The 23722-nt window shown below is 58.0% G+C and carries 23 protein-coding genes and 1 tRNA gene; 15 read left to right on the forward strand and 9 right to left on the reverse strand.

Translation table 11 applies throughout. The features are described from left to right. Nucleotides 1-36: 36 nt before the first annotated feature. A complete protein-coding gene (locus LKO31_RS04980) occupies nt 37-273 on the reverse strand; it encodes an acyl carrier protein (protein WP_227689021.1) in 237 nt (78 codons plus the stop codon). Between the two features lie 245 nt (nt 274-518). Here LKO31_RS04980 and LKO31_RS04985 point away from each other — a divergent pair, with 245 nt between their 5' ends. From LKO31_RS04985 to LKO31_RS05005, 5 genes are all read left to right on the forward strand, one after another. Next, on the forward strand, nt 519-1112 hold the full coding sequence (locus tag LKO31_RS04985) for a Pycsar system effector family protein (protein ID WP_227689023.1): 594 nt from the start codon (nt 519-521) through the stop codon (nt 1110-1112). A 289-nt stretch (nt 1113-1401) separates the two neighbouring features. After that, nucleotides 1402-2736: an MATE family efflux transporter gene (locus tag LKO31_RS04990; protein ID WP_227689586.1), complete on the forward strand. Its 1335-nt coding sequence runs from the start codon at nt 1402-1404 to the stop codon at nt 2734-2736. Nucleotides 2737-2896: 160 nt separating this feature from the next. Then, nucleotides 2897-3184, forward strand: a complete 288-nt coding sequence (gene groES / locus LKO31_RS04995) for a co-chaperone GroES (protein WP_227689024.1) — start codon at nt 2897-2899, stop codon at nt 3182-3184. A gap of 46 nt (nt 3185-3230) precedes the next feature. Continuing rightward, a complete protein-coding gene (gene groL / locus LKO31_RS05000) occupies nt 3231-4874 on the forward strand; it encodes a chaperonin GroEL (RefSeq protein ID WP_227689026.1) in 1644 nt (547 codons plus the stop codon). Between the two features lie 209 nt (nt 4875-5083). Continuing rightward, nucleotides 5084-5965 carry a glutaminyl-peptide cyclotransferase gene (locus tag LKO31_RS05005; RefSeq protein ID WP_227689028.1) on the forward strand — a complete coding sequence of 294 codons (882 nt, stop codon included), beginning with the start codon at nt 5084-5086 and terminating at the stop codon, nt 5963-5965. Nucleotides 5966-6073: 108 nt separating this feature from the next. Here LKO31_RS05005 and LKO31_RS05010 read toward each other — a convergent pair whose 3' ends face one another. Together LKO31_RS05010 and LKO31_RS05015 are read right to left on the reverse strand one after the other, a co-directional pair. Then, nucleotides 6074-6397 carry an entericidin EcnAB gene (locus tag LKO31_RS05010; protein WP_227689030.1) on the reverse strand — a complete coding sequence of 108 codons (324 nt, stop codon included), beginning with the start codon at nt 6395-6397 and terminating at the stop codon, nt 6074-6076. Between the two features lie 236 nt (nt 6398-6633). Then, entirely contained in the window at nt 6634-6948 is a 315-nt protein-coding gene (locus LKO31_RS05015; RefSeq protein ID WP_227689031.1) for a hypothetical protein, read from the reverse strand. A 274-nt stretch (nt 6949-7222) separates the two neighbouring features. Between LKO31_RS05015 and LKO31_RS05020 the strand changes: the two genes are divergently transcribed. The 6 genes from LKO31_RS05020 to LKO31_RS05045 are packed head-to-tail and all read left to right on the forward strand — an operon-like array spanning nt 7223 to nt 14507. Next, the gene (locus LKO31_RS05020; protein WP_227689587.1) at nt 7223-8164 is read left to right on the forward strand and encodes an ArsR/SmtB family transcription factor; all 942 of its coding nucleotides are present in this window, start codon (nt 7223-7225) and stop codon (nt 8162-8164) included. A 5-nt stretch (nt 8165-8169) separates the two neighbouring features. Next, entirely contained in the window at nt 8170-9111 is a 942-nt protein-coding gene (metF, locus tag LKO31_RS05025; protein WP_227689033.1) for a methylenetetrahydrofolate reductase, read from the forward strand. Continuing rightward, on the forward strand, nt 9108-10172 hold the full coding sequence (locus LKO31_RS05030; RefSeq protein WP_227689034.1) for a homocysteine S-methyltransferase family protein: 1065 nt from the start codon (nt 9108-9110) through the stop codon (nt 10170-10172). The genes metF and LKO31_RS05030 overlap by 4 nt, the downstream gene beginning before the upstream one ends. Before the next feature lie 3 nt (nt 10173-10175). After that, entirely contained in the window at nt 10176-10700 is a 525-nt protein-coding gene (locus tag LKO31_RS05035; RefSeq protein WP_227689036.1) for a GNAT family N-acetyltransferase, read from the forward strand. Nucleotides 10701-10722: 22 nt separating this feature from the next. Beyond that, nucleotides 10723-13341: a methionine synthase gene (gene metH / locus LKO31_RS05040; RefSeq protein ID WP_227689038.1), complete on the forward strand. Its 2619-nt coding sequence runs from the start codon at nt 10723-10725 to the stop codon at nt 13339-13341. Nucleotides 13342-13391: 50 nt separating this feature from the next. Then, nucleotides 13392-14507: a hypothetical protein gene (locus LKO31_RS05045; RefSeq protein WP_227689040.1), complete on the forward strand. Its 1116-nt coding sequence runs from the start codon at nt 13392-13394 to the stop codon at nt 14505-14507. Nucleotides 14508-14531: 24 nt separating this feature from the next. On the opposite strand, the gene LKO31_RS05050 is transcribed toward LKO31_RS05045, so the two are convergent. The 5 genes from LKO31_RS05050 to LKO31_RS05070 all read right to left on the reverse strand — a co-directional run bounded on the left by LKO31_RS05050 (nt 14532) and on the right by LKO31_RS05070 (nt 19006). Continuing rightward, nucleotides 14532-15035 (reverse strand): type III secretion system chaperone family protein, encoded by a 504-nt coding sequence (locus tag LKO31_RS05050; RefSeq protein ID WP_227689042.1) that lies wholly within the window; start codon nt 15033-15035, stop codon nt 14532-14534. Nucleotides 15036-15196: 161 nt separating this feature from the next. Continuing rightward, the gene (locus tag LKO31_RS05055) at nt 15197-15478 is read right to left on the reverse strand and encodes an accessory factor UbiK family protein (protein WP_227689044.1); all 282 of its coding nucleotides are present in this window, start codon (nt 15476-15478) and stop codon (nt 15197-15199) included. A 35-nt stretch (nt 15479-15513) separates the two neighbouring features. Then, nucleotides 15514-16074, reverse strand: coding sequence for a TspO/MBR family protein (locus tag LKO31_RS05060; RefSeq protein ID WP_227689045.1), 561 nt, complete (start codon nt 16072-16074; stop codon nt 15514-15516). A gap of 71 nt (nt 16075-16145) precedes the next feature. Further along, nucleotides 16146-16886, reverse strand: coding sequence for a TlyA family RNA methyltransferase (locus LKO31_RS05065; protein WP_227689047.1), 741 nt, complete (start codon nt 16884-16886; stop codon nt 16146-16148). Further along, nucleotides 16886-19006: a protein-disulfide reductase DsbD family protein gene (locus LKO31_RS05070; protein WP_227689049.1), complete on the reverse strand. Its 2121-nt coding sequence runs from the start codon at nt 19004-19006 to the stop codon at nt 16886-16888. Before LKO31_RS05070 ends, LKO31_RS05065 begins: the two co-directional genes overlap by 1 nt. 257 nt (nt 19007-19263) lie before the next feature. Here LKO31_RS05070 and LKO31_RS05075 point away from each other — a divergent pair, with 257 nt between their 5' ends. Both LKO31_RS05075 and proC read left to right on the forward strand, forming a co-directional pair. Beyond that, the gene (locus tag LKO31_RS05075) at nt 19264-20850 is read left to right on the forward strand and encodes an alkaline phosphatase family protein (RefSeq protein ID WP_407699256.1); all 1587 of its coding nucleotides are present in this window, start codon (nt 19264-19266) and stop codon (nt 20848-20850) included. Nucleotides 20851-20873: 23 nt separating this feature from the next. Further along, the gene (gene proC / locus LKO31_RS05080) at nt 20874-21695 is read left to right on the forward strand and encodes a pyrroline-5-carboxylate reductase (protein ID WP_227689052.1); all 822 of its coding nucleotides are present in this window, start codon (nt 20874-20876) and stop codon (nt 21693-21695) included. 176 nt (nt 21696-21871) lie between these two features. Here the strand turns inward: proC and LKO31_RS05085 are convergent, their stop codons facing one another. Next, nucleotides 21872-22381, reverse strand: a complete 510-nt coding sequence (locus LKO31_RS05085) for a MarR family winged helix-turn-helix transcriptional regulator (protein WP_227689588.1) — start codon at nt 22379-22381, stop codon at nt 21872-21874. Between the two features lie 79 nt (nt 22382-22460). Between LKO31_RS05085 and LKO31_RS05090 the strand changes: the two genes are divergently transcribed. Both LKO31_RS05090 and LKO31_RS05095 read left to right on the forward strand, forming a co-directional pair. Next, a complete protein-coding gene (locus tag LKO31_RS05090; RefSeq protein ID WP_227689054.1) occupies nt 22461-23546 on the forward strand; it encodes a branched-chain amino acid aminotransferase in 1086 nt (361 codons plus the stop codon). Nucleotides 23547-23628: 82 nt separating this feature from the next. Further along, nucleotides 23629-23703: transfer RNA gene (locus LKO31_RS05095), tRNA-Gln, on the forward strand. Nucleotides 23704-23722 lie beyond the last annotated feature (19 nt).

Here is a 23722-nt window from a genome sequence, read left to right on the forward strand (position 1 = left end):
AGGGACACCAAGCGGCGTCCTGCGATCGGCGCGGTGTCAGGCCTGCAATTTTTCGACCGCTGCCACCAATTGGCCCACGGTTTCAATTTCCGCCTGCATGTTCATCGTGATGATGATGTCGAAACTATCTTCGACTTCGGCGACGAAATCCATCACGGTCAGGCTGTCCCATTCCAGATCGCCAGCAAAGCTTGTGTTGTCGCCCAGCTCGACGCCCTTTTTGTTAAAGGGTTCGATCAGGTCGTAAATTTTCTGGTTGAGTGGGGTGCTCATATCATCGGGTCCCGTCTTGGAAATTTGGTGCGGAAATGACGTGTGATCGGCGGCTTGGCAAGTGATTGAGGCGATAAGAGGGCAGTATCTTGTTCATATCCGCATAAGATGTCACCTTTGCATCACAAAAGGGGCGCGCAGCCTGTCACCCATGGGGCGAACCCCATGGCGCTGGCACGAAGATGGTCACGCCAACAGGCGGTCTATGCGATGAACAGCTATGCCCAATGGGGCGGGAGGGGCCGATGACCATAGAGACTTTAAGCGCAGTTGCCGCAGCCGCCGAATCTACTGAGCATATTGCCCAAAAACCCGCTATATCCTTTCCCCCCAATGCGGTGCATTTGGTGCGAACCAATCAACAATTGACCATGCAATTGTCCCAAATGGCCGATCAAAAGGCATCCATTTTGATGGGCGCGACCTTTGTGGTGTTCACCTTGGCCATTGGCCAAGCCCGCAGCAGCGCGGGTCTCTTGTCGATGCCATTGGCGGTGCTGGCGACCTTTTCTTTCTTATCGGCGTTGCTGGCCATTTCAGCGGTTTTGCCCCGCATCGGTACGGGTCCGGTCAGCGGCCCGTCCGCCAATATCCTGTTTTTCGGCCAATTCGCCCATATGAGCGAGGGGGATTATATTGACGCCGTGAAACAACGTCTGCGCAGCGAGGAGGATTTTTACGAAACCATGCTGCGCGATACCTATCAAAATGGCGTGGTGCTGGCGCGGCGCAAATACCGCTATTTGGCTTATGCCTATCGTTTATTTGTGGTGGGGTTGACGCTGACCTTCCTGCTCTTTGCTTGGGAAATGGGCGTACATTGGTTCGCCGGCCCCTGAGGCGGCACCAGAAGCTGAGCGTACACATGCCGCCATGGCTTGGATCGGCGCGATAGCATGGCGACGGGGGTGGTAGGCGGATCATGTGGGGACATGGGGCGCGTGGCTTTGGGGCACCAGCGGTGCAAAGATCGACACTTCATGCCATGACCATGGCTGTACAATGGTTGATGCTCTGCGTGTAAAGCCCTATCGCCAAGCATCTATGACCGCTTCTCAAACTTCCTTCACACCGACATCCGCAGTGACGACCCCTGCAACGACCAATTTTGGCCGCGAATTTCGATCGATGTTCCATTTGGCCCTGCCTTTGGCCGCGGCCAATTTGCTGCAAATGATGGTGCACGCCATCGACGTGATTTTCGTAGCGCGCTTGGGCGATGCGGCCTTGGCGGCGGCGTCTTTGTCGGTCGCGATATTTGGCCTGTTGGTATGGAGTGGCAGCGGCTTGGTGGGGGCCGCCGCGCCGTTAATGGCTGCGGAACTGGGCAAGCGCAGCCATGCGGTACGCGAAGTGCGGCGCACCATGCGTATGGCTTTGTGGCTGTCATTTCTTCTGTCTTGTTTGTTCATGGCCATTTGCTGGATGGGCAAGGATGTCATGTTGGCAACGGGCCAGCCCCCCGCCACCGCAGAACGTGCGGGTTCGTTCCTGCGCATCTTGATGTGGGCGACATTTCCGATGATCGCATCGGCGGTGCTAAGGGTGTTCGTCGCGACATTGGGCCGTCCGACCATTGCCACGATGATCACCTTTTTGGCGTTGTTCGTGAATGCGTTGGGGAATTGGACTTTGGTGTTCGGCAATTTGGGAATGCCGGAACTGGGACTCTATGGCTCGGCCGTGTCCAGCGTGATCACCAGCTTTGTGATGATGTTCGCCTATATCATCGTCATTCAAACCGACCGCCGCTTCCGCCGTTTCCACATTTTCGGGAATTTCTGGCGCGCGGAATGGCAGCGTTTTCGCGATATGATCCGCATCGGCCTGCCCATCGCGCTGACCATTTTGGCCGAAGCAGGGCTGTTCACGGGCGCGGCCTTTTTGATGGGGCGCATTGGCGAAAGCGAATTGGCAGGACATACGATTGCGCTGCAAGTCGCGTCGCTGGCCTTTCAAATCCCATTTGGTGTGGCGCAAGCGGCCACGATTCGGGTGGGACTGGCTTATGGCGCCAAGGATCATTTGGGGATTGCCTTGGCGGCCCGCTCGGCCTTTTTGCTGGGCGTGGGCTTCATGGTGCTGACCTGTTCGATCATGTGGTTTGCACCCAAATTGGTGTTGTCCATCTATGTGGATGTTGACGCACCGCAAAATGCCGCGCTGGTTGGCTTTGCCTTGCAATTCCTTGTGATCGCGGCGGCCTTTCAACTCGCCGATGGCGCGCAAGCAGTCGCCGCAGGGGCCTTGCGCGGCCTGCAAGATACGCGCACGCCCATGTTCATCGCGATGTTTGGATATTGGGCCGCGGGCTATGGTACGTCCATCTATCTGGGTTTCTGGACCGACTATGCCGGTGTCGGTGTGTGGATTGGTTTGGCGGTCGGCTTGTTGGTCGCGGCCATTTTGCTGATGGCGCGTTGGCATTTTCGTGCCGCTTTTGGGTTGTTACCAAAGGCTTGACGCTTGGCTTTCAGCGCGGCTGATGGGCGGCGTCAAAAATATGCAAATTTTTTTCGCTATCATCCTTGAAGCGATCAAAAGCGCCGCCCATATCCCCGTCTGTTAGCACTCCTTTGCAGTGAGTGCTAAATGTCATTTTATTGTTTCTGGAGGGACATCCATGAAATTTCGTCCGTTGCACGACCGCGTGCTGGTTCGCCGTATCGAAGCCAATGAAAAGACCGCTGGCGGCATCATTATTCCTGATTCGGCAAAAGAAAAGCCCAGCGAAGGCGAAATAGTCGCTGTTGGCGAAGGCGCCCGTGACGAAGACGGCGACCGCATTCCCCTCGACGTGAAGGCTGGCGACCGCATTTTGTTCGGCAAATGGTCGGGTACCGAAGTGAAGGTCGATGGTGAAGATCTGCTCATCATGAAGGAATCGGACATTCTGGGCATCATCGCCTAAGTCATTCCTTTTCCGTTATTTCTGATATTTTTGAAGGAACATCCCAATGGCTGCTAAGGACGTAAAATTCGGCCGTGACGCCCGCGAACGCATTTTGAAGGGCGTTGATACGCTTGCAGACGCTGTAAAGGTTACGCTGGGCCCCAAAGGCCGTAACGTTGTCATCGACAAAAGCTTTGGCGCACCGCGCATCACCAAGGACGGTGTTTCGGTTGCCAAGGAAATCGAACTGAAGGACAAGTTCGAAAATATGGGCGCACAGATGCTGCGCGAAGTGGCTTCGAAGGCGAACGACAAGGCTGGCGACGGCACCACCACCGCAACCGTATTGGCACAAGCCATCGTTCGCGAAGGCATGAAGTCGGTTGCTGCTGGCATGAACCCCATGGACCTGAAGCGCGGTATCGACCTTGCTGTTGGCAAGGTTGTTGAAGATCTGAAAGGTCGTTCGACCCCAGTTTCCGGCTCGGCCGAAATCGCTCAAGTTGGCATTATCTCGGCCAATGGCGACAAGGAAGTCGGCGAAAAGATCGCCGAAGCCATGGAAAAGGTTGGCAAAGAAGGTGTGATCACCGTCGAAGAAGCCAAGGGTCTGGAATTTGAACTCGACGTTGTTGAGGGCATGCAGTTCGACCGTGGCTATTTGTCGCCTTACTTCATCACCAACCCAGAAAAAATGACGGTTGAACTGGCCGATCCTTATATTCTGATCCACGAAAAGAAGCTGTCGAACCTGCAGTCGATGCTGCCGATCCTCGAAGCTGTGGTTCAGTCGGGTCGTCCGCTGCTGATCATCGCAGAAGACATCGAAGGCGAAGCGCTCGCAACCTTGGTTGTGAACCGTCTGCGCGGCGGCCTGAAGGTTGCTGCTGTGAAGGCCCCTGGTTTCGGCGACCGCCGCAAGGCGATGCTGCAGGATATCGCTATCCTGACGCAGGGCGAAATGATCAGCGAAGATCTGGGCATCAAGCTGGAAACCGTAACCCTGAACATGCTCGGCCAAGCCAAGCGCGTCACCATCGACAAGGATAACACCGTTATCGTCGACGGCGCCGGTGCTGCTGACGCCATCAAGGGCCGCGTGGAACAGATCCGCTCGCAGATCGACACCACCACCAGCGATTATGACCGTGAAAAGCTGCAAGAACGTCTTGCCAAGCTGGCTGGCGGCGTAGCCGTGATCAAGGTTGGCGGCGCGACCGAAGTTGAAGTGAAAGAACGCAAGGACCGCGTTGACGACGCTCTGCACGCAACCCGCGCAGCCGTCGAAGAAGGCATCGTCCCTGGCGGCGGCACGGCTCTTCTGTACGCAACCAAGGCTCTGGAAGGCCTGAAGGGCGCCAACGACGACCAAACGCGCGGTATCGATATCGTTCGTAAGGCTATCGAAACCCCGCTGCGTCAAATCGCTGCTAACGCTGGCTTTGACGGCGCTGTGGTTGCTGGTAACTTGCTGCGTGAAGGCAATGTCGATCAAGGCTTTAATGCTTCGACCGACACCTATGAAAACCTCAAGGCTGCTGGCGTGATCGACCCGACCAAGGTTGTTCGCACCGCTCTGGAAAATGCTGCATCGGTATCGGGTCTGCTGATTACCACCGAAGCGGCCATTTCGGAACTGCCAGAAGACAAGCCTGCTATGCCTCCAATGGGCGGCGGCATGGGCGGCATGGGCGGCATGGACTTCTAAGTCCACCACCCAGCTCTTGTTGGAATTTGGGGGTCAGGGCATTGCTCCGGCCCCCTTTTTTCATGCGCGGTTCAGGGGCGCTTTGGGATGAAGGCGGCCCCAGATCATCCCCGCGTCTGGCCTGATCATGATGCGGGACGTGCAATGCGCCCGCATATAAGGGCAATTTGCGGATTGTCAGCGATGGCCGGTGTTTCTAGCGTGGGGGTGTGATTTTGTTTCATTTTGCCTTTTTCGCCGCGGCAATGGTCGCCCCTGGTTTTCATGCCCCAGCGCTGGGCGATGATTTTGGCTCTGCGGCTGGCTCGCCGGTCGGCGGCGCTTTGGCCGCTACGCCCGCATCGGCCCCGCTGCCTGCATCTGTCGCCGCATCCACCGCTGCGCCGCCACCGGTCCAGCAATGCGGTTATGAGGTGGTGGCCGAATATCCCCATGACAGCAGCGCCTTCACCCAAGGCCTATTCTGGCATGACGGCCATTTATATGAAGGCACGGGGCAATATGGCCAGTCGCGCCTGTCGCGCGTGCAATTGTCCAGCGGCAAGGCCCTGAAAACCCAGCCCCTCTCAGACGATCATTTCGGCGAAGGGATTACGCGCTGGGGCGATCAGATCATCGGTGTCACATGGCGCAGCGGTGTTGGCTATCGCTGGCGACTCAAGGATCTCAAGCCGCTGGGCCAGTTCCGCTATGAAGGCGAGGGGTGGGGCATCACCATGGTCGGCCCTGAAATGGCGCTGAGCGATGGCACATCGACGCTGCGTTTCTTTGACCCCGCGACCATGGCGGAACAGCGCCGTGTTACCGTGAAGCTGGGCGGTCGCCCCATTGCGATGATCAATGAATTGGAAACCATCCAGGGCAAAATATGGGCCAATGTGTGGATGAGCGACGCGATCATCCGCCTAAACCCCGCCGATGGTGCGATTGACCAAGTGGTGAATTTTTCAGGGCTACGTGAAAAATCGGGCGCGGTGGGCCATGACATGGTGCTGAACGGCATTGCGTGGGACGATCAGGGGCAGCGTTTATTTGTGACCGGCAAAAATTGGTCGAAATTATATCATGTTCGGGTGACGAACTGCCGCTGAGTCTGCGCCCGTCCCGTTGGCGCTGTTGACAAGATAAAGGGCCGCCTTCCCATCGGAATGCGGCCCTTCGTCAAGCCATGGGCTTTTCACCCATCGCCGCCATCGGGATTAGTCGTTGGCTTTGGCTTTTTCAGTTTCAGTTTTGATTTTGTCACCAGCCTTGTTCACGGCGTCGCCAGCGGCGTTGACTGTGCCTTCAATGGCATTGCCAGCATCGCGAGCCGCATTTGCGGTTGCGTCAGCGGCTTTGTTTGCGCCAGCTTCGATCTTGTCGCCGGCCACAGCGGCGTCACGCGCAATGGCGTCACCAGCGGTTGCGGCATCTTCAGCAATAGCATCGCCCGCATTTTCCGTGGCTTGTTGGCTTTTTTCCGAACAAGCGGCCATGCCCAAGGTGGCAACGGCCAAGGATGCGATCAGCAATTTACGCATAGAATTTTCCCTTTTCCTGTTGCCGCATCCGATCAGCGGCAAGTGGGGTGAGAACTTTTGAGCGCCAAATTCGTTGCATGATGATTGGTAAGATTGTCCTGCTTTGATAGGCGGGTCAGCGCGTTTGCGCAGATTTTCGGCCCATAAGGCTGCCCACCACATGCAGGCTGGGCGCAAAAAAGGGCCGCTGCTTTCGCAGGCGGCCCTCTATGTATCAGCCAATGGCTGAACGCGGCTTATTTCTTAGCAGCGTCAACAGCAGCCTTTGCAGCGTCGGCAGCTTCTTGAGCAGCACCGGCAGCTTCAGCAGCCTTGTCGGTTGCAACAGCAGCGCCAGCAGCCGCCGCGTCCGTCGCAGCAGCAGCAGCGTCGGTTGCAGCAACAGCAGCGGTGTCAGCAGCCGAAGCAGCAGCGTCCAGCGCGCTGTCAGCAGCACCTTCAACCGATTCCGTCGAGGTGTCGACAGTGGCGGTTTCTTCTGCTGGCTTCGAGCAAGCAGCAAGGCCGAGCGAAGCGGCAAGGACGAGCGACAGCGTGATCGACTTCTTCATATGGGTATACCCCTCTTGATGTAACCGATCGGACAAAATTCCGGCTGAACAATTCAGGCCGTGAACCCGCCAATCAGCCTTTATATTTACTGGCGCAGATTTTGTCCTGCAATGGTGATCTGATGGCTCGCCGCTCCGTTCGTCGCAATATTCCCATTGTCGGCGGCAAAGAGGCCCGTTTATCAGCATCGGTTCATCGCGAAGCAAGATGGGCGGGGACGCCCCATGCAGCCAGTGATTGACCTCATATAAAGAATTCTTTATGTGCGCCTTCATGGCCGAGCTGATCGACATTTTCCGCGCCCTTGCTGACCCCACGCGTTTGCGTGTGGTGTCGTTGCTGCGTGAAATGGAATTGGCGATTGGCGAATTGGCGGTGGTGCTGGATCAAAGCCAACCGCGCGTGTCACGTCATGTTCGCATTTTGGCCGAAGCGGGCGTCATTGAACGCCACCGCGAGGGAAGCTGGGTGTTTCTGCGTGTGCCGCGCACGGGTCCGGTGGCGGCCTTGGTGTCGACCATTCACCAATGGCCCTATATGGCACAGGAGGCCGCGCAAATTGCGCAGGACGCCGCCCGATTAACCGCTGTTCGCGCCGACCGCGAAGTGGCGGCGGAACGCTATTTTGCTGAACATGCCGAGGAATGGGACGCCATAAGGTCGCGCTATGTTGCAGAAAGCGACGTAGAAGCCGCGATCTTGGCCATGATGCAGGGCCGCGCCATTGGCCATTTGCTGGACATTGGCACCGGCACGGGACGCATGGCGGAAATTTTGGGGCAGGCCGCCGACCATATTACCGCGCTGGACCGCAGCCCAGAAATGCTGCGCATCGCGCGCACGAAATTGACCGCCCAAAATCTGCCCATTGATTTGGTGCAGGGGGATTTTCTGTCGCTGCCCTTGGCGGACGGCGTGGTGGATATGGTGGTCATGCATCAGGTGCTGCATTTCGCCCATGAACCAGAACGGGTGATCGCAGAAACGGCGCGGGTGTTGCGGGCGGGTGGCCATGTGCTGATCGTCGATTTCGCGCCGCATGATGACGAAGAATTGCGCAGCGTGGCGGCCCATGCGCGCTTGGGCTTTTCCGATACACAAATGAATCAATGGTTCGAAGCTGCGGGGTTGCAGCTTGAAAAGATTGAAACGCTGGATGGGGGCACGCTCAGCGTCAAGCTGTGGCTGGGCCAGCGCTGCGTTGATGAGGGATGATAAAAATGAGCAAAATTTTGGACAGCGCCGCCGAAGCGCGCTTGGCGGCGGACAGCCCGTTGTTCGCCGGTTTGGCGGGGGATATAGGCGTCAGCTTTGAATTTTTTCCGCCCAAAACGGAAAAGATGGAAGCGGTGCTGTGGGAAACATTCCGCACGTTGGAGCCGTTGCAACCCAATTTTGTGTCGGTGACCTATGGCGCGGGCGGCACGACGCGCGAACGCACGCACAACACCGTCGCCCGCATTGCCGCCGAAAGCCAAGTCCCTGCTGCCGCGCATTTGACCTGCGTCGATGCGACCCGCGATGAAATTGACGCGGTGGCACAGGCTTATTGGGATGCTGGCGTGCGCCATATTGTCGCCCTGCGCGGTGATATGCCAGCCGGTGCGCCCTATCGCCCGCATCCCAATGGTTATGAAAATGCGCTTGATCTGGTGGCAGGCCTAAAGAAAATTGCGCCTTTCGATATTTCGGTCGCCGCCTATCCAGAAATGCACCCCGACAGCATCAATGTGCAGGCCGATATCGACAATTTGAAGCGCAAGATTGATGCGGGCGCGACCCGTGCGATCACGCAATTCTTCTTTTCGCCGGACACCTTTTTGCGCTTCCGCGACGCGGCCGCAGCGGCGGGGATAAGCGCCCCTATTTTGCCCGGTATCTTGCCCGTATCCAATGTGTCGCAAACACGCCGCATGGCCGATATGTGCGGCACGGATATTCCGGCATGGATGGTGCAATTGTTCGATGGTCTGGATGACCTGCCCGGCTCGCGCCAATTGGTCGCGGCGACCATCGCGGCGGAAATGTGCCGCAAGCTTTATGCGGGCGGCGTACGGGATTTCCATTTCTATACGTTGAACCGCGCCGAACTCAGCTATGCCATTTGCCACTTGCTGGGTCTGCGCCCACAATCGGCCACCCACACGGAGAAAGCCGCATGAGCAGCACTTCTGTTCTGTCCGCCCGCCAAGCCTTGCTTACCGCCGCCAAAGACCGCGTCTTGTTGACCGACGGCGGTTGGGGCACCCAGATCCAATTGCGCAAATTGGTCGAGGCTGATTATGGGGGCGATCTGGGCCTGAGCCACGATCAAAAGGGCAATAATGACATTCTTGCCCTGACGCGCCCCGATGTGGTGACCGCGATCAGCAATGATTATTTCGCGGCCGGTTCGGATATTATTTCCACCAATACTTTCAGCGCCAACATCATCAGCCAAGCCGATTATGGCGCGGAACATTTGGTCAAACAGATCAACCATGAAAGCGCCCGCCTTGGCCGCGAAGCCGCCGACCGTTTCACCGCCCAAGATGGCCGCCGCCGCTTTGTGGCGGGGGCGGTCGGGCCGACCAACAAAACCTTGTCGCTGTCGCCGGACGTCAACAATCCAGGCTATCGCGAAATTGATTTTGACCATTTGAAAAATGTCTATCTGGAACAAGTGATCGCGCTGGCCGAGGGCGGGGCGGATTTCATCTTGATCGAAACCATTTTTGACACGCTCAACGCCAAAGCGGGGATCAGCGCCACTTTGGAAGCCCAAGAACAATTGGGCCGCGATTTGCCGCTGATGATTTCGATGACGCTGACCGACCTGTCGGGCCGCAACCTGTCGGGCCATACGGTCGAGGCATTTTGGTGCGCGGTGCGCCACGCCAAACCGCTGACCATCGGGCTGAACTGTTCGTTCGGCGCGCAGCAATTGCGCCCGCATGTCAAGCTGCTCAGCGAAATCGCGGATACGTTGGTGATGGTCTATCCCAACGCTGGCTTGCCCAATGAATTGGGCGAATATGACGAATTGCCACCAACTACCGCTGCTTTTGTTCAGGAATGGGCCGCGGCTGGGCAGGTGAATATTTTGGGTGGTTGTTGCGGGTCGACGCCCGCTCACATTGCGGCGATGGCCAAGGCGGTGGACGGCCTAAAAGGTCGGCCCATCCCCGATGTTCCCGTGCGCACGCGCCTTGCAGGGCTTGAACCCTTCATCATGGCGGCCTGAGCCATGACGGCAGGGACAGGCTGGACCATGCGCGAAGCGGGGGTAGAGGATGCCGCCGCCCTCGCGCTGGTTGGCGCGGCAACATTTCTCGAAAGCTTTGCCGGTGTTATCGATGGCGACGCGATTGTGGGTCATTGCGCTCGTCATCATCAAAGCGATGCCTATCGTGCGTTGCTGGAAAATGGTGCCCGCGCATGGTTGATCGAAGCCACCACAGGCGGCGCGCCCTTGGGCTATGCGCTGGTCAGCCAACCCGATTTGGCGGCCGCGCAGGTCGGTGATCTGGAATTAAAGCGCATCTACAGCCTGTCGCGCTTTCATGGGCTGGGCATGGGCGCTCGGTTGATGGACGCCGCATTAGGGGCTGCGGCGGGTTATCAGCGCCTGTTGCTGGGCGTTTACCACGGCAATAGCCGCGCCCTCGCTTTTTATAAAAAACAAGGCTTCACCCAAATTGGATCCCGCCAGTTCCAAGTGGGTCCGCGCCTGTATGACGATTATATTCTCGCGCGCCCCGTGGCCGTCTGAACAATATTTGCGGAAAGACAAGATGACTGCTTTCAATTCCTCCAGCTTCGTGAATATCGGCGAACGCACCAACGTCACGGGGTCCGCCGCTTTCAAACGGCTGATCTTGGCGGGCGATTATACCGCCGCCGTCGAAGTGGCCCGCCAACAGGTGGAAAATGGCGCGCAAATTGTCGACATCAATATGGATGAAGGCTTGCTGGATTCCGAAGAAGCGATGACGACTTTCTTGAAATTGATCGCCGCTGAACCGGATATTGCGCGGGTTCCGATGATGATCGACAGTTCCAAATGGTCGGTCATCGAAGCGGGCCTGAAATGCGTTCCCGGCAAGCCCATCGTCAATAGCATCAGCATGAAGGAAGGCGAGGAAGCCTTTCTGGACCATGCCCGCAAATGCATGAACTATGGCGCTGCTGTGGTGGTGATGGCCTTTGACGAACAGGGCCAAGCCGACACCAAGGACCGCAAGGTCGAAATTTGCGAACGGGCTTATAAGCTGCTGGTTGGCATTGGCTTCCCGCCCGAAGACATCATCTTTGACCCCAACGTTTTCGCGGTTGCGACGGGCATTGAGGAACATGACAATTATGGCGTCGATTTCATCGAAGCCGTGCGCGAAATCCGCGCTCGCTGCCCGCATGTTCATTTCTCGGGCGGCTTGTCGAACCTGTCGTTCAGCTTTCGCGGCAATGAAACGGTGCGCCGTGCGATGCACAGCGTGTTCCTTTATTATGCCATTCCCGCTGGCCTCGACATGTCGATCGTCAATGCGGGGCAATTGGACATTTACGACCAAATCGACCCCGAATTGCGCACCGCTGTTGAGGATGTGATCCTGAACCGCAAGGTGGAGGGCGAAGAGCTGAGCCCCACCGAACGGCTGATCAACTTGGCCGAACGTTATAAGGGCAAGGATGCCGCCCAAGAAAAAGCCGCCGAAGAATGGCGGAGTTGGCCGGTTGCCAAGCGCCTGGAACATGCGCTGGTCAAGGGCATTGATGTCTATGTCGTGGCCGATACCGAAGAAATGCGCCTTGAAATGGCCCGCCCTATCGAAGTGATCGAAGGCCCGTTGATGGACGGCATGAATGTCGTCGGCGACCTGTTCGGCTCGGGCAAAATGTTCCTGCCCCAAGTGGTGAAATCGGCCCGCGTGATGAAAAAAGCCGTGGCCCATTTATTGCCCTTCATCGAAGAAGAAAAAGAACCGGGTGCCAAGGGCAAGGGCAAGATGGTGATCGCCACCGTCAAGGGCGATGTGCATGATATTGGCAAAAATATCGTCGGCGTGGTGATGCAGTGCAATGGTTTTGACGTGGTGGACTTGGGCGTGATGGTGCCATGGTCGACCATCCTCGAAGCGGCGATCAAGGAAGATGCCGACATTGTGGGCCTGTCGGGCCTGATTACGCCGTCGCTGGACGAAATGGTCACCGTGGCCGAAGAAATGCAGCGCGCCGGTATGAAGCTGCCGTTGATGATCGGCGGCGCAACGACCAGCAAAGTGCATACCGCGCTGCGCATTGACCCCGCCTATGACGGCCCCGTCATTCACACGCTGGACGCCAGCCGCGCCGTGGGCGTGGCGACCTCCTTGGTGTCCGACACAGGCCGCGAGGCTTATGTGGCGTCCTTCAAGGAAGAATATGACGAAATCCGCGTTGCCCGCGCCAATCGCGGCCAAAGCGAGCTAATTTCCATCGAAGCCGCTCGCGCCAATGGCTTTGTACTGGACGAAGCGCAAAAGCCCGCTGCCCCGCTGCAACCGGGCCAACATGTCTTCCCCGATTGGGATTTGGCCGATCTGGTCGAATGGTTCGACTGGACGCCTTTCTTCCGCTCATGGGAATTGGCTGGCAATTTTCCTGCGATTTTGACCGACGAAGTGGTCGGGGAAAGCGCGACCAGCCTCTATGCTGATGCGCGTGCCATGCTGGACCAAATCGTCAACGAAAAATGGCTGACCGCCAAGGGCGTCGCGGCGCTATGGCCCTGCCACCGCGACGGCGATGATGTGATATTGGACGGCGAAGGCAAGGCGGCGGGCGTGCGTTTGCCTTTCCTGCGCCAACAAATCGCCAAGCGCGAAGGCCGTGCCAATATGTGCCTGACCGATTTCATCAGCCCCAATGGCGACTGGATCGGCGGATTTTCGGTGGCGATTCATGGCATTGACGACCATCTGGCCCGTTTCAAGGCGAACCATGATGATTATAACGACATTTTGCTGAAAGCCTTGGCGGATCGTTTTGCCGAGGCAATGGCCGAACGTCTCCATGCCCATGTTCGCACGACCTTGTGGGGATATTCCGCCGAAGAACAATTGACGCCGCAGGCGATTATTCGCGAAGAATATCGCGGCATTCGTCCCGCGCCAGGCTATCCGGCTTGCCCCGAACATAGTTTGAAAAGCATTTTGTTCGACTTGGTGGACGCCGCCAATACATCCGGCGCGGTGCTGACCGAAAGCTTTGCCATGTTGCCAACCTCGGCTGTTTCGGGCTTTTATTTCGGCCATCCGGATGCCAGCTATTTTGGCGTGGCGCGGGTTGGGCCAGATCAACTGGCCGAATATGCGGTCCGCCGCGGCGTCGATTTGGAAACAGCCACCCGCTGGCTGCGCCCCAATCTCGACTGATTGGCTGATCCGCTGACGGGCTGACGGCCCAAAGGGCAGGGGGAGTGAGGATGAGGAACAGGCTATGGATGCTGTGCGGGCTATATTTGGCTGGTGCGTTCCTCTCCCCCGCCCCTGCCGCCGCGCAAGGCAAAAATAGCGCCGCCGCGCAAGGCAAAAATAGCGCTGCCGCGCAAGGCAAAAATAGCGCTGCCGCGCAGGGCAAAAATAATACCACCAAAGCCTTTGTCATCGTCGAAAGCGGCCAAGGCTTTGACCAATTGCAACAGGCGGTCGACGCCATTGGTGCGGCGCGCGGCACGATTCGCATCGCCAATGGCCTCTATCAACAATGCGCGGTGCAGGCGGCGGGCCGCATCAGCTATGTCGCCGCGCAGGCGGGCGGTGCGATTTTTGAACAGATCCTGTGCGACCATAAAGCCGGCTTGGTGCTGCGCGGTGAAGCTGCGCGGATTGATGGCGTGATTTTCCAAGGCTATCGCAGCCCTACGGATAATATATCAGGCCGGATCAGCGCCTTGTCATGGGACGGCGGCACGCTCAGCATCGTCAACAGCCTGTTTCGCAGCAGCGATGCCGCGTTATTGGGCCATCATGTTGCTGGGACCGACACCCAATTGACCATCAGCCAGTCCAGCTTTTCGCAATTGGGCGCGCTTGCCCCGATGCCGTCCTGCCCCACTGATCAGACCTGCGTTGCGGGCGTGGATATTGGTCCCATCGCCAAATTCCGGATGACCACCAGCCATTTTGCGGATGCCCCTGTGGCGGTGCGCGCGCTGCAAGTGGATATGGAAGATAATCTGTTCGAAGACCAAATGGACGAACAGGCCGTGCGGTCTGATGCGGATTTTCCAGCACAGGCCCATCCCGCGCCGCCGCTTTTCGCTATGCCTTTTGGCGGGGTGGGGCGCATTCAATACAATGAATTTCGCTTGCACCGCAGCATCGCCAGCGCTGCGGTATTGATCGCGGTGGCGCTGGATGAACGCCGCCACCCGACACGCGGCTTGGTGGTCAAAGACAATCAGGCTGCTTTTGCGGCGGGTACGGCCGGTCAGGCCATTTTCCTGGTGGACGGCAGCGGGGACGGCGTGATGGTGGGGGATAATCATTTGGGCGCTGGCCTTACCACCTATCAACGGCAAGTCGCACAGCGCCCATAAATTCTGGCCGAAAGGCGGGCGAGCCTAGGCCTCGCCCCGTGTCTCGATCAATGAAGCGGCCAGCGCCTCGGTGGGCGATTTCCCACCCCACAGCACAAATTGGAACACGGGATAAAAGCGTTCGCATTCATCAATGGCGCTTTCGATCATCGTTTCCGCCAGTTCCAACGACAATCCGCTATCCGCGCCCAGCAACATGCCGTGGCGAAACAATATGGTGCCGCTGGATGACCAAAGTTCAAAATGGCCCAGCCACAATTGTTCGTTGATCATGGCCAAGGCTTCATAGGCCGCAGCGCGTTTGTCATCGACCACCCGTATATCGGGAAAGGCCAATAATTGAATCACCCCGTCTTCTGGTCGCCAGACAGCCCGCAATTCATAGCTGGTCCAGCTTCCTTGGGCCGTGGCGACAATTTCTTCTTCGCTGACCATGTCATGGGGCCAGTCATGGGCAGCGAAATACTGCGCCAGCATTTCCATTGGCGCTGCATCTTGGTCGTCGTCGTCATACAATGTGTCGCTCATGCTGGCCCTATAGCAAAAGGCACGGAAGAAGCGAAGCCTCGCTCTTCCGTGCCTTTGGGAATATGGGATCGGGTTGGGGTAAAGGTTTTTTCCCTTTGCGTTCCCGTGGCGGCGGGGCCGCGGATCAGGCCAATTCAGCCGATAAACGTCCCACCCAGTCGTCAGTCGGTGGGCGCATCCGCTGTGGATGGTGCGGCGCCAGCGCTGATGCCTTCCAGCTTGTCCAGACGCGCTTTTAGGGCGTCGGCCTCGGCGCGGGCGTTGGCGGCCAATTCCTTGACGGCGTTAAATTCTTCGCGAGTCACAAAATCCAAGGTGCCAATCCATTCCTTGGTGCGTTCACGCAGGGCTGCTTCCGCTTCGCGGCCTGCACCAGCCACCGTGCCGGCAATGCCGTTCACGACTTTGGCCAGATCGTCAAAAATGCGGTTGTCGCTTTGCATATATTCTTCCTTTGCGCCGAAGGCTTCCCTTGCATTCACCCCATTTGGGATGTCGAAGCGCTGGGCACAAGTCTTTCTGCATCAGGATTTTGTCGGTCGATCTGATAATTGAGGATCGCGGCGAAACATAGCCACACCATATAAGGCACCAACAGCCAAGCCGCCGCCTTGCGAATGCGGGCAAAGGCAAAGGTGGTGGCGATGCTGACCATCAAAATGAAAATGATCAGATACAGGGCCAATGTCACCTGATGCGCGCCAAAAAAAACAGGCGACCATGCAAAATTCGCGGCTAACTGCACAAAGAAGAGGATCAACGCAAAGCCACGACCCCGCGCATGGCGGGCGCTTAATATCATCGCCAGCGACAAGCCCATCATCACATAAAGCAGCGGCCATATGGTGCCAAAAACCCAGCCGGGTGGGGTGATGTCGGGCAAATCCAGCGCATTAAACCAAATATTGCTATAGCCGCTGTTCGACAAATATCCCAGCAAACTGCCGATGATAACGATGGCCGGTATCGTGATGGCGGCGATACGCCACATGGATTGCCGAACTTGGCGCGGGTGGTGGGATGCGGAATATTGGCCCATCAAATATGTCCTTTGGCCCAGTGACGATTAACTGCCGATCATCGGGAATGTGCAGACAAAGCTGGTTGGGGTCAAGGCAACGGCTTTTGCGCGCAAATCAGAAATTCGACATTGCCTTCTGGGCCGGTGATCGGGCTGGCGACCAAATGCTCGACCACCCAATGTTGCGCCGTCAGCCAGTCACGGATTTCGCTGCAGATACGATCATGCACCGCGCTGTCGCGCACCACGCCTTTTTTGCCAACTTCATGCCGTTCGGCTTCGAATTGCGGCTTGATCAAGGCGACCATGCGGGCGCCGTCCCGCGCAAAGGACATGGGCACGGGCAAGACTTTGGTCAGCGATATGAAACTGGCGTCACAGACGATCAGGTCGACGGGTTCTGGAATATGATCATGGGTCAAAATACGCGCGCTGGTTTGTTCATGCACAATCACACGCTCGTCTTGGCGCAATTTCCACGCCAATTGGTTGGTCCCGCTGTCCACCGCATAAACCCGTGCCGCACCGCGTGACAGCATGACATCGGTAAAACCGCCGGTTGAACTGCCAACATCAATGGCGACCATGCCGCTGATGTCCCATCCCAAATCCTTCAGCGCATGGTCCAACTTAATGCCGCCGCGCGACACCCACGGGTGGTCGCGCCCTTTGACGATCAACGGTTGGTCATCTGCGATGCTTTGTCCTGCTTTTTCAATCTTGCGGTCGCCCAGATAGACCAGCCCCGCCAAAATCAGGGCTTGGGCGCGGGTGCGGCTTTCCGCCAGACCGCGATCCACCAACAATTGGTCGGCGCGCTGTTTCGCCATTATTTCTGTCCCTTGGCGGCATGGGCCAATTTGGCGCGTTCCAACAGCATCGACGGGGTTAAAATTTGGGGCAAAATCTCTGGCTCTTTGGCTTTGGGTGGGTACCATAAATAGAGCGGCACACTGTTCCGGCCCAATTCGGCCAGCTTGCGGGTAATCTCCGCATCGCCATTGGTCCAGTCCGCCATCAATATTTCGACATCGGCCTGTTTCATCGCCTGCTGAACGGCGGCGCGGTTGATCGCGGCGGCCTCATTGGCTTTGCAGCTCAGGCACCAATCAGCGGTGAAATACAAGAAAACGGCATGTCCGCTGGCCCGTGCCTCGGCCAAGGCCGCTTCGCTATAGGCGCGCCCGTCGCCGCTTTGTGGCCGCTGCGCTGCATCTAGCGGCGCATAAGACAGCGCCAATGCGCCCATGCTGACCAGCGCCAACAGCGCGGCGATGCTGCCGCTGACGGCCCTGCGCCCCTGCTGCTTTGCCTCCCATTGCCACAGCGCGGCTACCATGGCGGCAACCGCGATGATCGGCATCCACAAGCTGCGGCCCATGCCATTAATACCGCCTGTTTGCCGCCACAGCAGCCAGACCAGCGCGGCGACGGTCAAGGCCATGGGCACGGCCATGATCTTGCGGAACCGGTCCATCCACGGACCGGGCTTGGGCATTTTACGGCGCAGCGCCGGAACAAAGGCGATAGCCAAAAATGGCAAGGCCAGCCCCGATCCCAGCGCGCCGAAAATCGGCAAAGCCGCCCATGCGGGCAGGGCCAAGGTCGCGCCCAGCGCCGCGCCCAGCAACGGTCCGCTGCAAGGCGTGGCGACAAAGGCTGCCAATGCGCCGGTCCAAAAACCACCCGCGACCCCGCCTTGACGGGTCAAGGCATCGCCGCCGCCAAAGCTGGGCAGGTTGAACAGGCCCGCCAAATTCGCGGTGATCGCAACGGCCAATAGCAACAAGATCAACACGCTGAACGGATGCTGCAACTGAAACGCCCAGCCCACTTGTTCGCCGCTGGCGCGCAAAGCCAGCAATATACCGCCCAGCAACAATGCGGTGGCCACCGCGCCCGCCGTATAGGCCAAGGCTTCGTGGCGGGCAGCGCGCCCATCGCCGCCGCTGCGCGCCAAAGACAAGGCTTTCAGGCTCAGGATCGGGAAAACACAGGGCATCAGGTTCAAAATCAGCCCGCCCAGCAAGGCACCCGCCATCGCGGCCCAGAACAGGCCCAGCTTGGCGTCTGATTGCTTGGTGGAAATGGGCGTCCCTGCTTCGGGCACCTTACCCTTGGCGAAACTTAAGGAAAATCCCCGTCCTTCGGAAATCTTCAGCAAGCCATCGATATGGGTACGGCCCTCGTCCAATGCACCGTGGCCCTTGGCTTTCCATTCGACGATAATCTGCTCGCCATTGCGGCTAAAGCTTTGGGGGGCGGCATAATCGGCGATACCGTCGCTGGCGATGAACAGATGCGGGTTGCTGATCACCACATCATGCGGCAACGGAATGGACAGGCGCAATGTGTCGCCGCTGCGTTCCCACAGGCCGCTGCTGCTTAATGGGCGAGGCAGGGCGGCGCGCCACAGGTCAAATTGGTCCTGCATTTTGGGCGCGATATGACCATCGCCCACCGTCATGGTGGCAGAGATAACGGCGCGTTCGGGCACGCATATTTTGTCGGTGCAGGCCAGCCAATTGGCGATGCCGCTGAACGTCAAATCACTTCCGGCAGGGACGTTATCCGCCACCCGAACCTCGGTTAACAAAGCATAAGGATGTTCATAGACATGGTTCATCATGCCGAACAAAATCAAGGCTTCGGGTACCGGATATTGCACCGGTCCGACAATCACCCCGTCCGGCAGATTCCATTCGATATTCATGCCAAAACCAGCATCGCCGCCGTTCAGCCAATAGCCGTGCCACCCCGCCTCGGGTGTCATTTTGATGGCGGCCATCGTGCCACCACCCGCGCGCGGATTGGGTGTTTCCAACAACAATTCGGCGTGAATGTTGTTTGGCTTGGCCACGGCAGGGGTTGCAGCCGCGATCAGAAGGGCGCAAAGCGCCACCAGCGCAAGCGCTGCCTTTTCGAACCCACGAATAATGGGAAGAATCATGGCTTTCCTATTGGCGACTGACGGATCAAATCATGCCATATAGGGGGTTTTGACCAAGGGAAAGCCCGCGTTTGCGATCAATATAGGAGAATCTGTCTGTGAAGCTGAAACATCCATTGCTCGCTGTGGCGACGCTTGCCATTCTTGGCGGCGCCAGTCTGGGTGGTGTGGGTATCGCCATAGCACAGGGCACGGCGACACCGTCCGCCCCCAAAGCGGCGGCCTCCCAATTGGTTGCAGCCCCGGCGCCGACCAACATGCCAGTTCCCACCAAGATGAACGGGCAAACACCACCGCCCAAATTGGTGATCATGATTGCGGTGGATCAGTTTTCGGCAGATATTTTCTCGGAATATCGGGGCAGCTTTACCGACGGTATGGCCCGCATGGCATCGGGCGTGGTGTTCCCATCAGGATATCAGGCGCATGGCGCCACCGAAACCTGCCCGGGGCACAGCACGATTTTGACGGGCAATCATCCCGCCCACACCGGCATTGTTGCCAATAATTATTTCGACCTGTCGGCCAGCCGCGAAGACAAGCGTATCTATTGCGCCGAGGATGAAAGCGTTGCGGGCAGCTCGTCGCGCAGCGGAAAATATTCACCGTCGATCAAGCATTTGTTGGTCCCCACCTTGGGTGACTATATGAAAGACGCCAATCCTGCGGCGCAGGTGGTGTCGGTATCCGGCAAGGATCGCAGCGCCATCATGATGGGCGGACGCAAGGCGGACGAAACCTATTGGTTGGTGCCGGGCGGCCTGACATCCTATCCCAGTGTGGCTTTGTCGCCCACCGCGCAGCAAGCCAGCAATGCCATTGCGGCGGCCATCGCCAGCCCGCGTAGCGGCATGACCTTGCCCGCCGATTGCGCGGCGCAAGATATTGCGATTGGGTTGGATAATGGCCAATCGGTTGGCACAGGCCGCATGGCCCGCGACGGCGGCGATTTCCGCCGTTTCTTGGCCTCGCCCGAAGCCGACGGATCGGTTCTAGCGGCGGCAGCAGCCCTGCGCGCTACCCGCAAAATGGGCGAAGGCGACACCACCGACTTGTTGATTATCGGCCTGTCCGCGACCGATTATGTCGGCCATGGCACCGGCACAGAGGGCGCCGAAATGTGCCTGCAAATGAACGGTCTGGACCGTGAAATGGGGGCTTTCTTTGCCAAGATGGACGCCACTGGCATCGATTATGTCGTTGCCTTGACGGCCGATCATGGCGGCCACGACCTGCCCGAACGCAACCGCCAAAATGCTTGGCCCGAAGCCGCCCGTGTCGACCATAGTTTGGACGCTGACGTGCTGGGCCGTCAGGTCGCGGAAAAGCTGAAATTGCCACAACCTGTGCTGATTGGCGAAGGCGGCGATTATTATCTGAACAAATCGCTGACGGCGGCCCAGCGCAAGGCTGTGTTGGCTGAAGTCCTGCCCGTCTTGCGGGCCCACCCGCAGGTTGAAGCCGTGGTAACCGCCGAGGAACTGCAAAAACACGCCATTTCCAAGCGCCCCGCCGATGTGTGGACCTTGATGGACAAGCTGCGCGCATCCTACCACCCAGATCGGTCGGGCGATTTCATCATTGCGCTGAAACCCCGTATCACACCGATTGCTGAACCCGGTATCGGCTATGTCGCCACCCATGGTTCGGTCTGGGATTATGATCGCCGCGTACCAATCTTGTTCTGGCGCAAAAATCTGGCCGCCTTTGAACAGCCCAATGCGGTGATGACGGTGGACATCATGCCAACATTGGCATCCTTGATCGGCGTCAAGGTCGATGCAGATAAAGTCGATGGCCGCTGTCTGGACCTGATTTCTGGTCCGGAATCCAGCTGCCGCTAATCATGATTGTCGGGGTATAAGTGATGTTAAATGGTTTTTCTGGCCGCATTTTGCTGGTTGGATGCGGCAATATGGCCGGTGCGATGCTGGATCGTTGGTTGGCGGCTGGATTGGCCGCCGACCGCGCGGTTGTGGTGGACCCGATTGCCGCGCCGCGCGAGCAAATCGCCCATTACAAGACATTGGCCGAATGGAATGCTGCGGGCGAAACTGCAGATTGGATCATGCTGGGCATGAAGCCCCAGCAATTGGGCGATGTCGCGGCGGAACTAGCCCCGCATGTCAGCGATCAAACGCATTTGCTGTCGATTCTGGCGGGCGTTTCGCTAACCGATCTGGCGGATCGTTTTCCCACCACCCGCGCGATTGTGCGTGTGCTGCCCAATTTGGCGGCGCGTATCGGCGCAGGGGTCACGGCGCTGGCTAGCATGGGCAATGCGGACCAAGCCACCGTCACCGCCCTGATGGAAACATTGGGCGATGTGATTAGCCTCAACGATGACAGCAGCATGGACCTGATCACGGCCTTTACGGGCAGCGGTCCTGCTTTTGTTTTCCGCTTCATCGAATCCTATGCCGCAGCGGGGGAACGTTTGGGCCTGCCATCGGCGGATGCTCTGCGCTTTGCCAATGCCACCTTTGCGGGGGCTTCGGCATTGTTGGACGACAGCGGTGAAAAACCGGGCACCTTAATTTCGCAGGTCGCCAGCCAAGGCGGCACCACACAGGCGGGGCTCGATGTGCTGGACAGCGATGGCCAATTGGCCGCTTTGCTGACCAATGTTTTGCGCGCCGCGCGCGACCGTGGACGCGAACTGGCAGATATCGCGCGCGGCGCGGCCTGAACCATCCACGCGCCCAGCAATGGGCTGTGATACAGTAAAAAGCGGCAAGGCCAGATGGTTTTGCCGCTTTTTTGCATTTGGGTGCGGCGGATGCTGTGATCGGGCATCACCCTTTCATGGCGTCACCCGTTCGCAGCCTTAGCGTGCGATATATTCGACCCCTCATCTTGATGCCGCTATTTGGATTGCCCCAGCGCGATCATGCGCGGGCGTTCCCATGCGGGGACCAACGCTTCGCTCACTTGCCAAAAGCCGGTGACCGCTTGTTGTCCTGCGTGGCTATAGGCGCGGCTCATCGCATCGCGCATCGCTTCAAACAAATGGGCCTCAATGCTTTTGCCGCTCTCTGTCAGGCGCAATTCCTTTTGCCGCCGATCCCGATTGCCGGCCCGCGTCACCAAATAGTCACGGGCCTCTAATTCTTTCACCACGCGGCCCAGCGATTGTTTGGTAATCCCCAAATATCCCAGCAATTCGGCGATAGACAGACCGGGTTTGCGAGCGACAAAATATAAGGTGCGATAATGGGCGCGGCCCAAATCATGCTCCGCCAAGCGGGCGTCAATGGTCCGCCACAGCGCACCATGGGCGAAAAATAGAAATTCGATTCCCCGACGCACTTCTTGCTCGCGCAAGAAAAGTGCAGATGCCGCCGGAACTTTTGGAAGAAAATTTTCCTCGTTCATGGCGACTACCGTTGCGCCGCGCGCTCGGCTTTGGCAATAGGTGAGTGAATTTTCCATTATTATTTACAGGTCCAGAGTCATGTCATCACTTGCGTTCACCCATCTGCCCCATCCCAATCCAACGGCGGACGATGTGCGAGCGGTGGCGATCGCGGACCCCGCATTTGGACGGGTGTTCACCGACCATATGGTATCGATTCGATATAAAGAGGGGCAGGGTTGGTACGACGCCCAAGTCATGCCGCGTGGCCCCTTGATGCTGGATCCGGCGACCGCCGTCTTGCATTATGCTCAGGAAATTTTCGAAGGCCTCAAGGCTTATCGGACCGACGATGGCCAGATGGCGATGTTCCGCCCCCATGCGAATGCCCAGCGTTTTAACGCCAGCGCGCGCCGCATGGCGATGGCGGAAATCCCCGAAGAATTGTTCGTCGAGGCCTGCAAAGCCTTGGTCGAAGTGGACAAAGACTGGTTCCCTAATGTGGAGGGCGGCGCGCTGTATCTGCGCCCCTTCATGTATGCCAGCGAAGTGTTTTTGGGCGTAAAACCCGCCAGCGAATATCATTTTCTGGTCATCGCATCGCCTGTGGGCAATTATTTCAAATCGGGCGCGCCAGCGGTGTCTTTGTGGGTGTCCGAAGACTATACGCGCGCGGCACGCGGCGGCACAGGCGCGGCGAAATGCGGCGGCAACTATGCCTCCAGCCTGATCGCCCAACAAGAAGCCATCGCACAAGGCCACGACCAAGTGGTGTTTCTGGACGCCGTTGAAGGGCGCTGGATCGAAGAATTGGGCGGCATGAACATGTTCTTCGTCTTTGATGACGGCAGCTTGGTCACACCGCCACTCAGCGGCACGATTTTGCCTGGCATCACGCGCAACGCCATTATCACTTTGGCCCGCGAAGCCGGTTTGACGGTCCGCGAAGAAGCTTATGCGATCGACCAATGGCAAGCCGATGCCGAAAGCGGCCGCTTAACCGAAAGCTTTGCTTGTGGCACCGCCGCTGTGGTGACGCCCGTTGGCAAGGTCAGCCGCGGCGACCACCAGTTTACCATTGGTGCGGGCGGCCCAGGTCAAGTAACGCAAATGTTAAAGGAAAAGCTGGTCGGTATCCAGCGCGGCCGCGTTGCGGACGATCATCAGTGGGTTTTGGCGCTATAAAATGCGCTAATATCAAAATAATGTCATAACGCCGCTTGCCAATTGAAAAGGAGGCGTTATAGACCCCCTCGCACCGGAACATTGGGGCGTCGCCAAGCGGTAAGGCAGCGGCTTTTGATGCCGCCATGCGCAGGTTCGAATCCTGCCGCCCCAGCCATTCCGGTGCAAGACTCTCT

Source organism: Sphingopyxis yananensis (assembly GCF_020687785.1).
GTDB lineage: Bacteria > Pseudomonadota > Alphaproteobacteria > Sphingomonadales > Sphingomonadaceae > Sphingopyxis > Sphingopyxis yananensis.

Excerpts from the sequence above, each read along its gene's own strand:
- LKO31_RS05045 (WP_227689040.1), top strand. The coding sequence starts at position 13,392 with ATGAGGAACAGGCTATGGATGCTGTGCGGGCTATATTTGGCTGGTGCG.
- LKO31_RS05015 (WP_227689031.1), bottom strand. The coding sequence starts at position 6,948 with ATGAAGAAGTCGATCACGCTGTCGCTCGTCCTTGCCGCTTCGCTCGGC.
- metF (WP_227689033.1), top strand. The coding sequence starts at position 8,170 with ATGAGCAAAATTTTGGACAGCGCCGCCGAAGCGCGCTTGGCGGCGGAC.
- groL (WP_227689026.1), top strand. The coding sequence starts at position 3,231 with ATGGCTGCTAAGGACGTAAAATTCGGCCGTGACGCCCGCGAACGCATT.
- LKO31_RS05010 (WP_227689030.1), bottom strand. The coding sequence starts at position 6,397 with ATGCGTAAATTGCTGATCGCATCCTTGGCCGTTGCCACCTTGGGCATG.
- LKO31_RS05060 (WP_227689045.1), bottom strand. The coding sequence starts at position 16,074 with ATGGGCCAATATTCCGCATCCCACCACCCGCGCCAAGTTCGGCAATCC.
- LKO31_RS04990 (WP_227689586.1), top strand. The coding sequence starts at position 1,402 with ATGTTCCATTTGGCCCTGCCTTTGGCCGCGGCCAATTTGCTGCAAATG.
- LKO31_RS05020 (WP_227689587.1), top strand. The coding sequence starts at position 7,223 with ATGGCCGAGCTGATCGACATTTTCCGCGCCCTTGCTGACCCCACGCGT.
- groES (WP_227689024.1), top strand. The coding sequence starts at position 2,897 with ATGAAATTTCGTCCGTTGCACGACCGCGTGCTGGTTCGCCGTATCGAA.
- LKO31_RS05075 (WP_407699256.1), top strand. The coding sequence starts at position 19,264 with ATGCCAGTTCCCACCAAGATGAACGGGCAAACACCACCGCCCAAATTG.
- LKO31_RS04980 (WP_227689021.1), bottom strand. The coding sequence starts at position 273 with ATGAGCACCCCACTCAACCAGAAAATTTACGACCTGATCGAACCCTTT.
- metH (WP_227689038.1), top strand. The coding sequence starts at position 10,723 with ATGACTGCTTTCAATTCCTCCAGCTTCGTGAATATCGGCGAACGCACC.
- LKO31_RS05065 (WP_227689047.1), bottom strand. The coding sequence starts at position 16,886 with ATGGCGAAACAGCGCGCCGACCAATTGTTGGTGGATCGCGGTCTGGCG.
- LKO31_RS05030 (WP_227689034.1), top strand. The coding sequence starts at position 9,108 with ATGAGCAGCACTTCTGTTCTGTCCGCCCGCCAAGCCTTGCTTACCGCC.
- LKO31_RS05070 (WP_227689049.1), bottom strand. The coding sequence starts at position 19,006 with ATGATTCTTCCCATTATTCGTGGGTTCGAAAAGGCAGCGCTTGCGCTG.
- LKO31_RS04985 (WP_227689023.1), top strand. The coding sequence starts at position 519 with ATGACCATAGAGACTTTAAGCGCAGTTGCCGCAGCCGCCGAATCTACT.
- LKO31_RS05050 (WP_227689042.1), bottom strand. The coding sequence starts at position 15,035 with ATGAGCGACACATTGTATGACGACGACGACCAAGATGCAGCGCCAATG.
- proC (WP_227689052.1), top strand. The coding sequence starts at position 20,874 with ATGTTAAATGGTTTTTCTGGCCGCATTTTGCTGGTTGGATGCGGCAAT.
- LKO31_RS05090 (WP_227689054.1), top strand. The coding sequence starts at position 22,461 with ATGTCATCACTTGCGTTCACCCATCTGCCCCATCCCAATCCAACGGCG.
- LKO31_RS05035 (WP_227689036.1), top strand. The coding sequence starts at position 10,176 with ATGACGGCAGGGACAGGCTGGACCATGCGCGAAGCGGGGGTAGAGGAT.
- LKO31_RS05055 (WP_227689044.1), bottom strand. The coding sequence starts at position 15,478 with ATGCAAAGCGACAACCGCATTTTTGACGATCTGGCCAAAGTCGTGAAC.
- LKO31_RS05085 (WP_227689588.1), bottom strand. The coding sequence starts at position 22,381 with ATGAACGAGGAAAATTTTCTTCCAAAAGTTCCGGCGGCATCTGCACTT.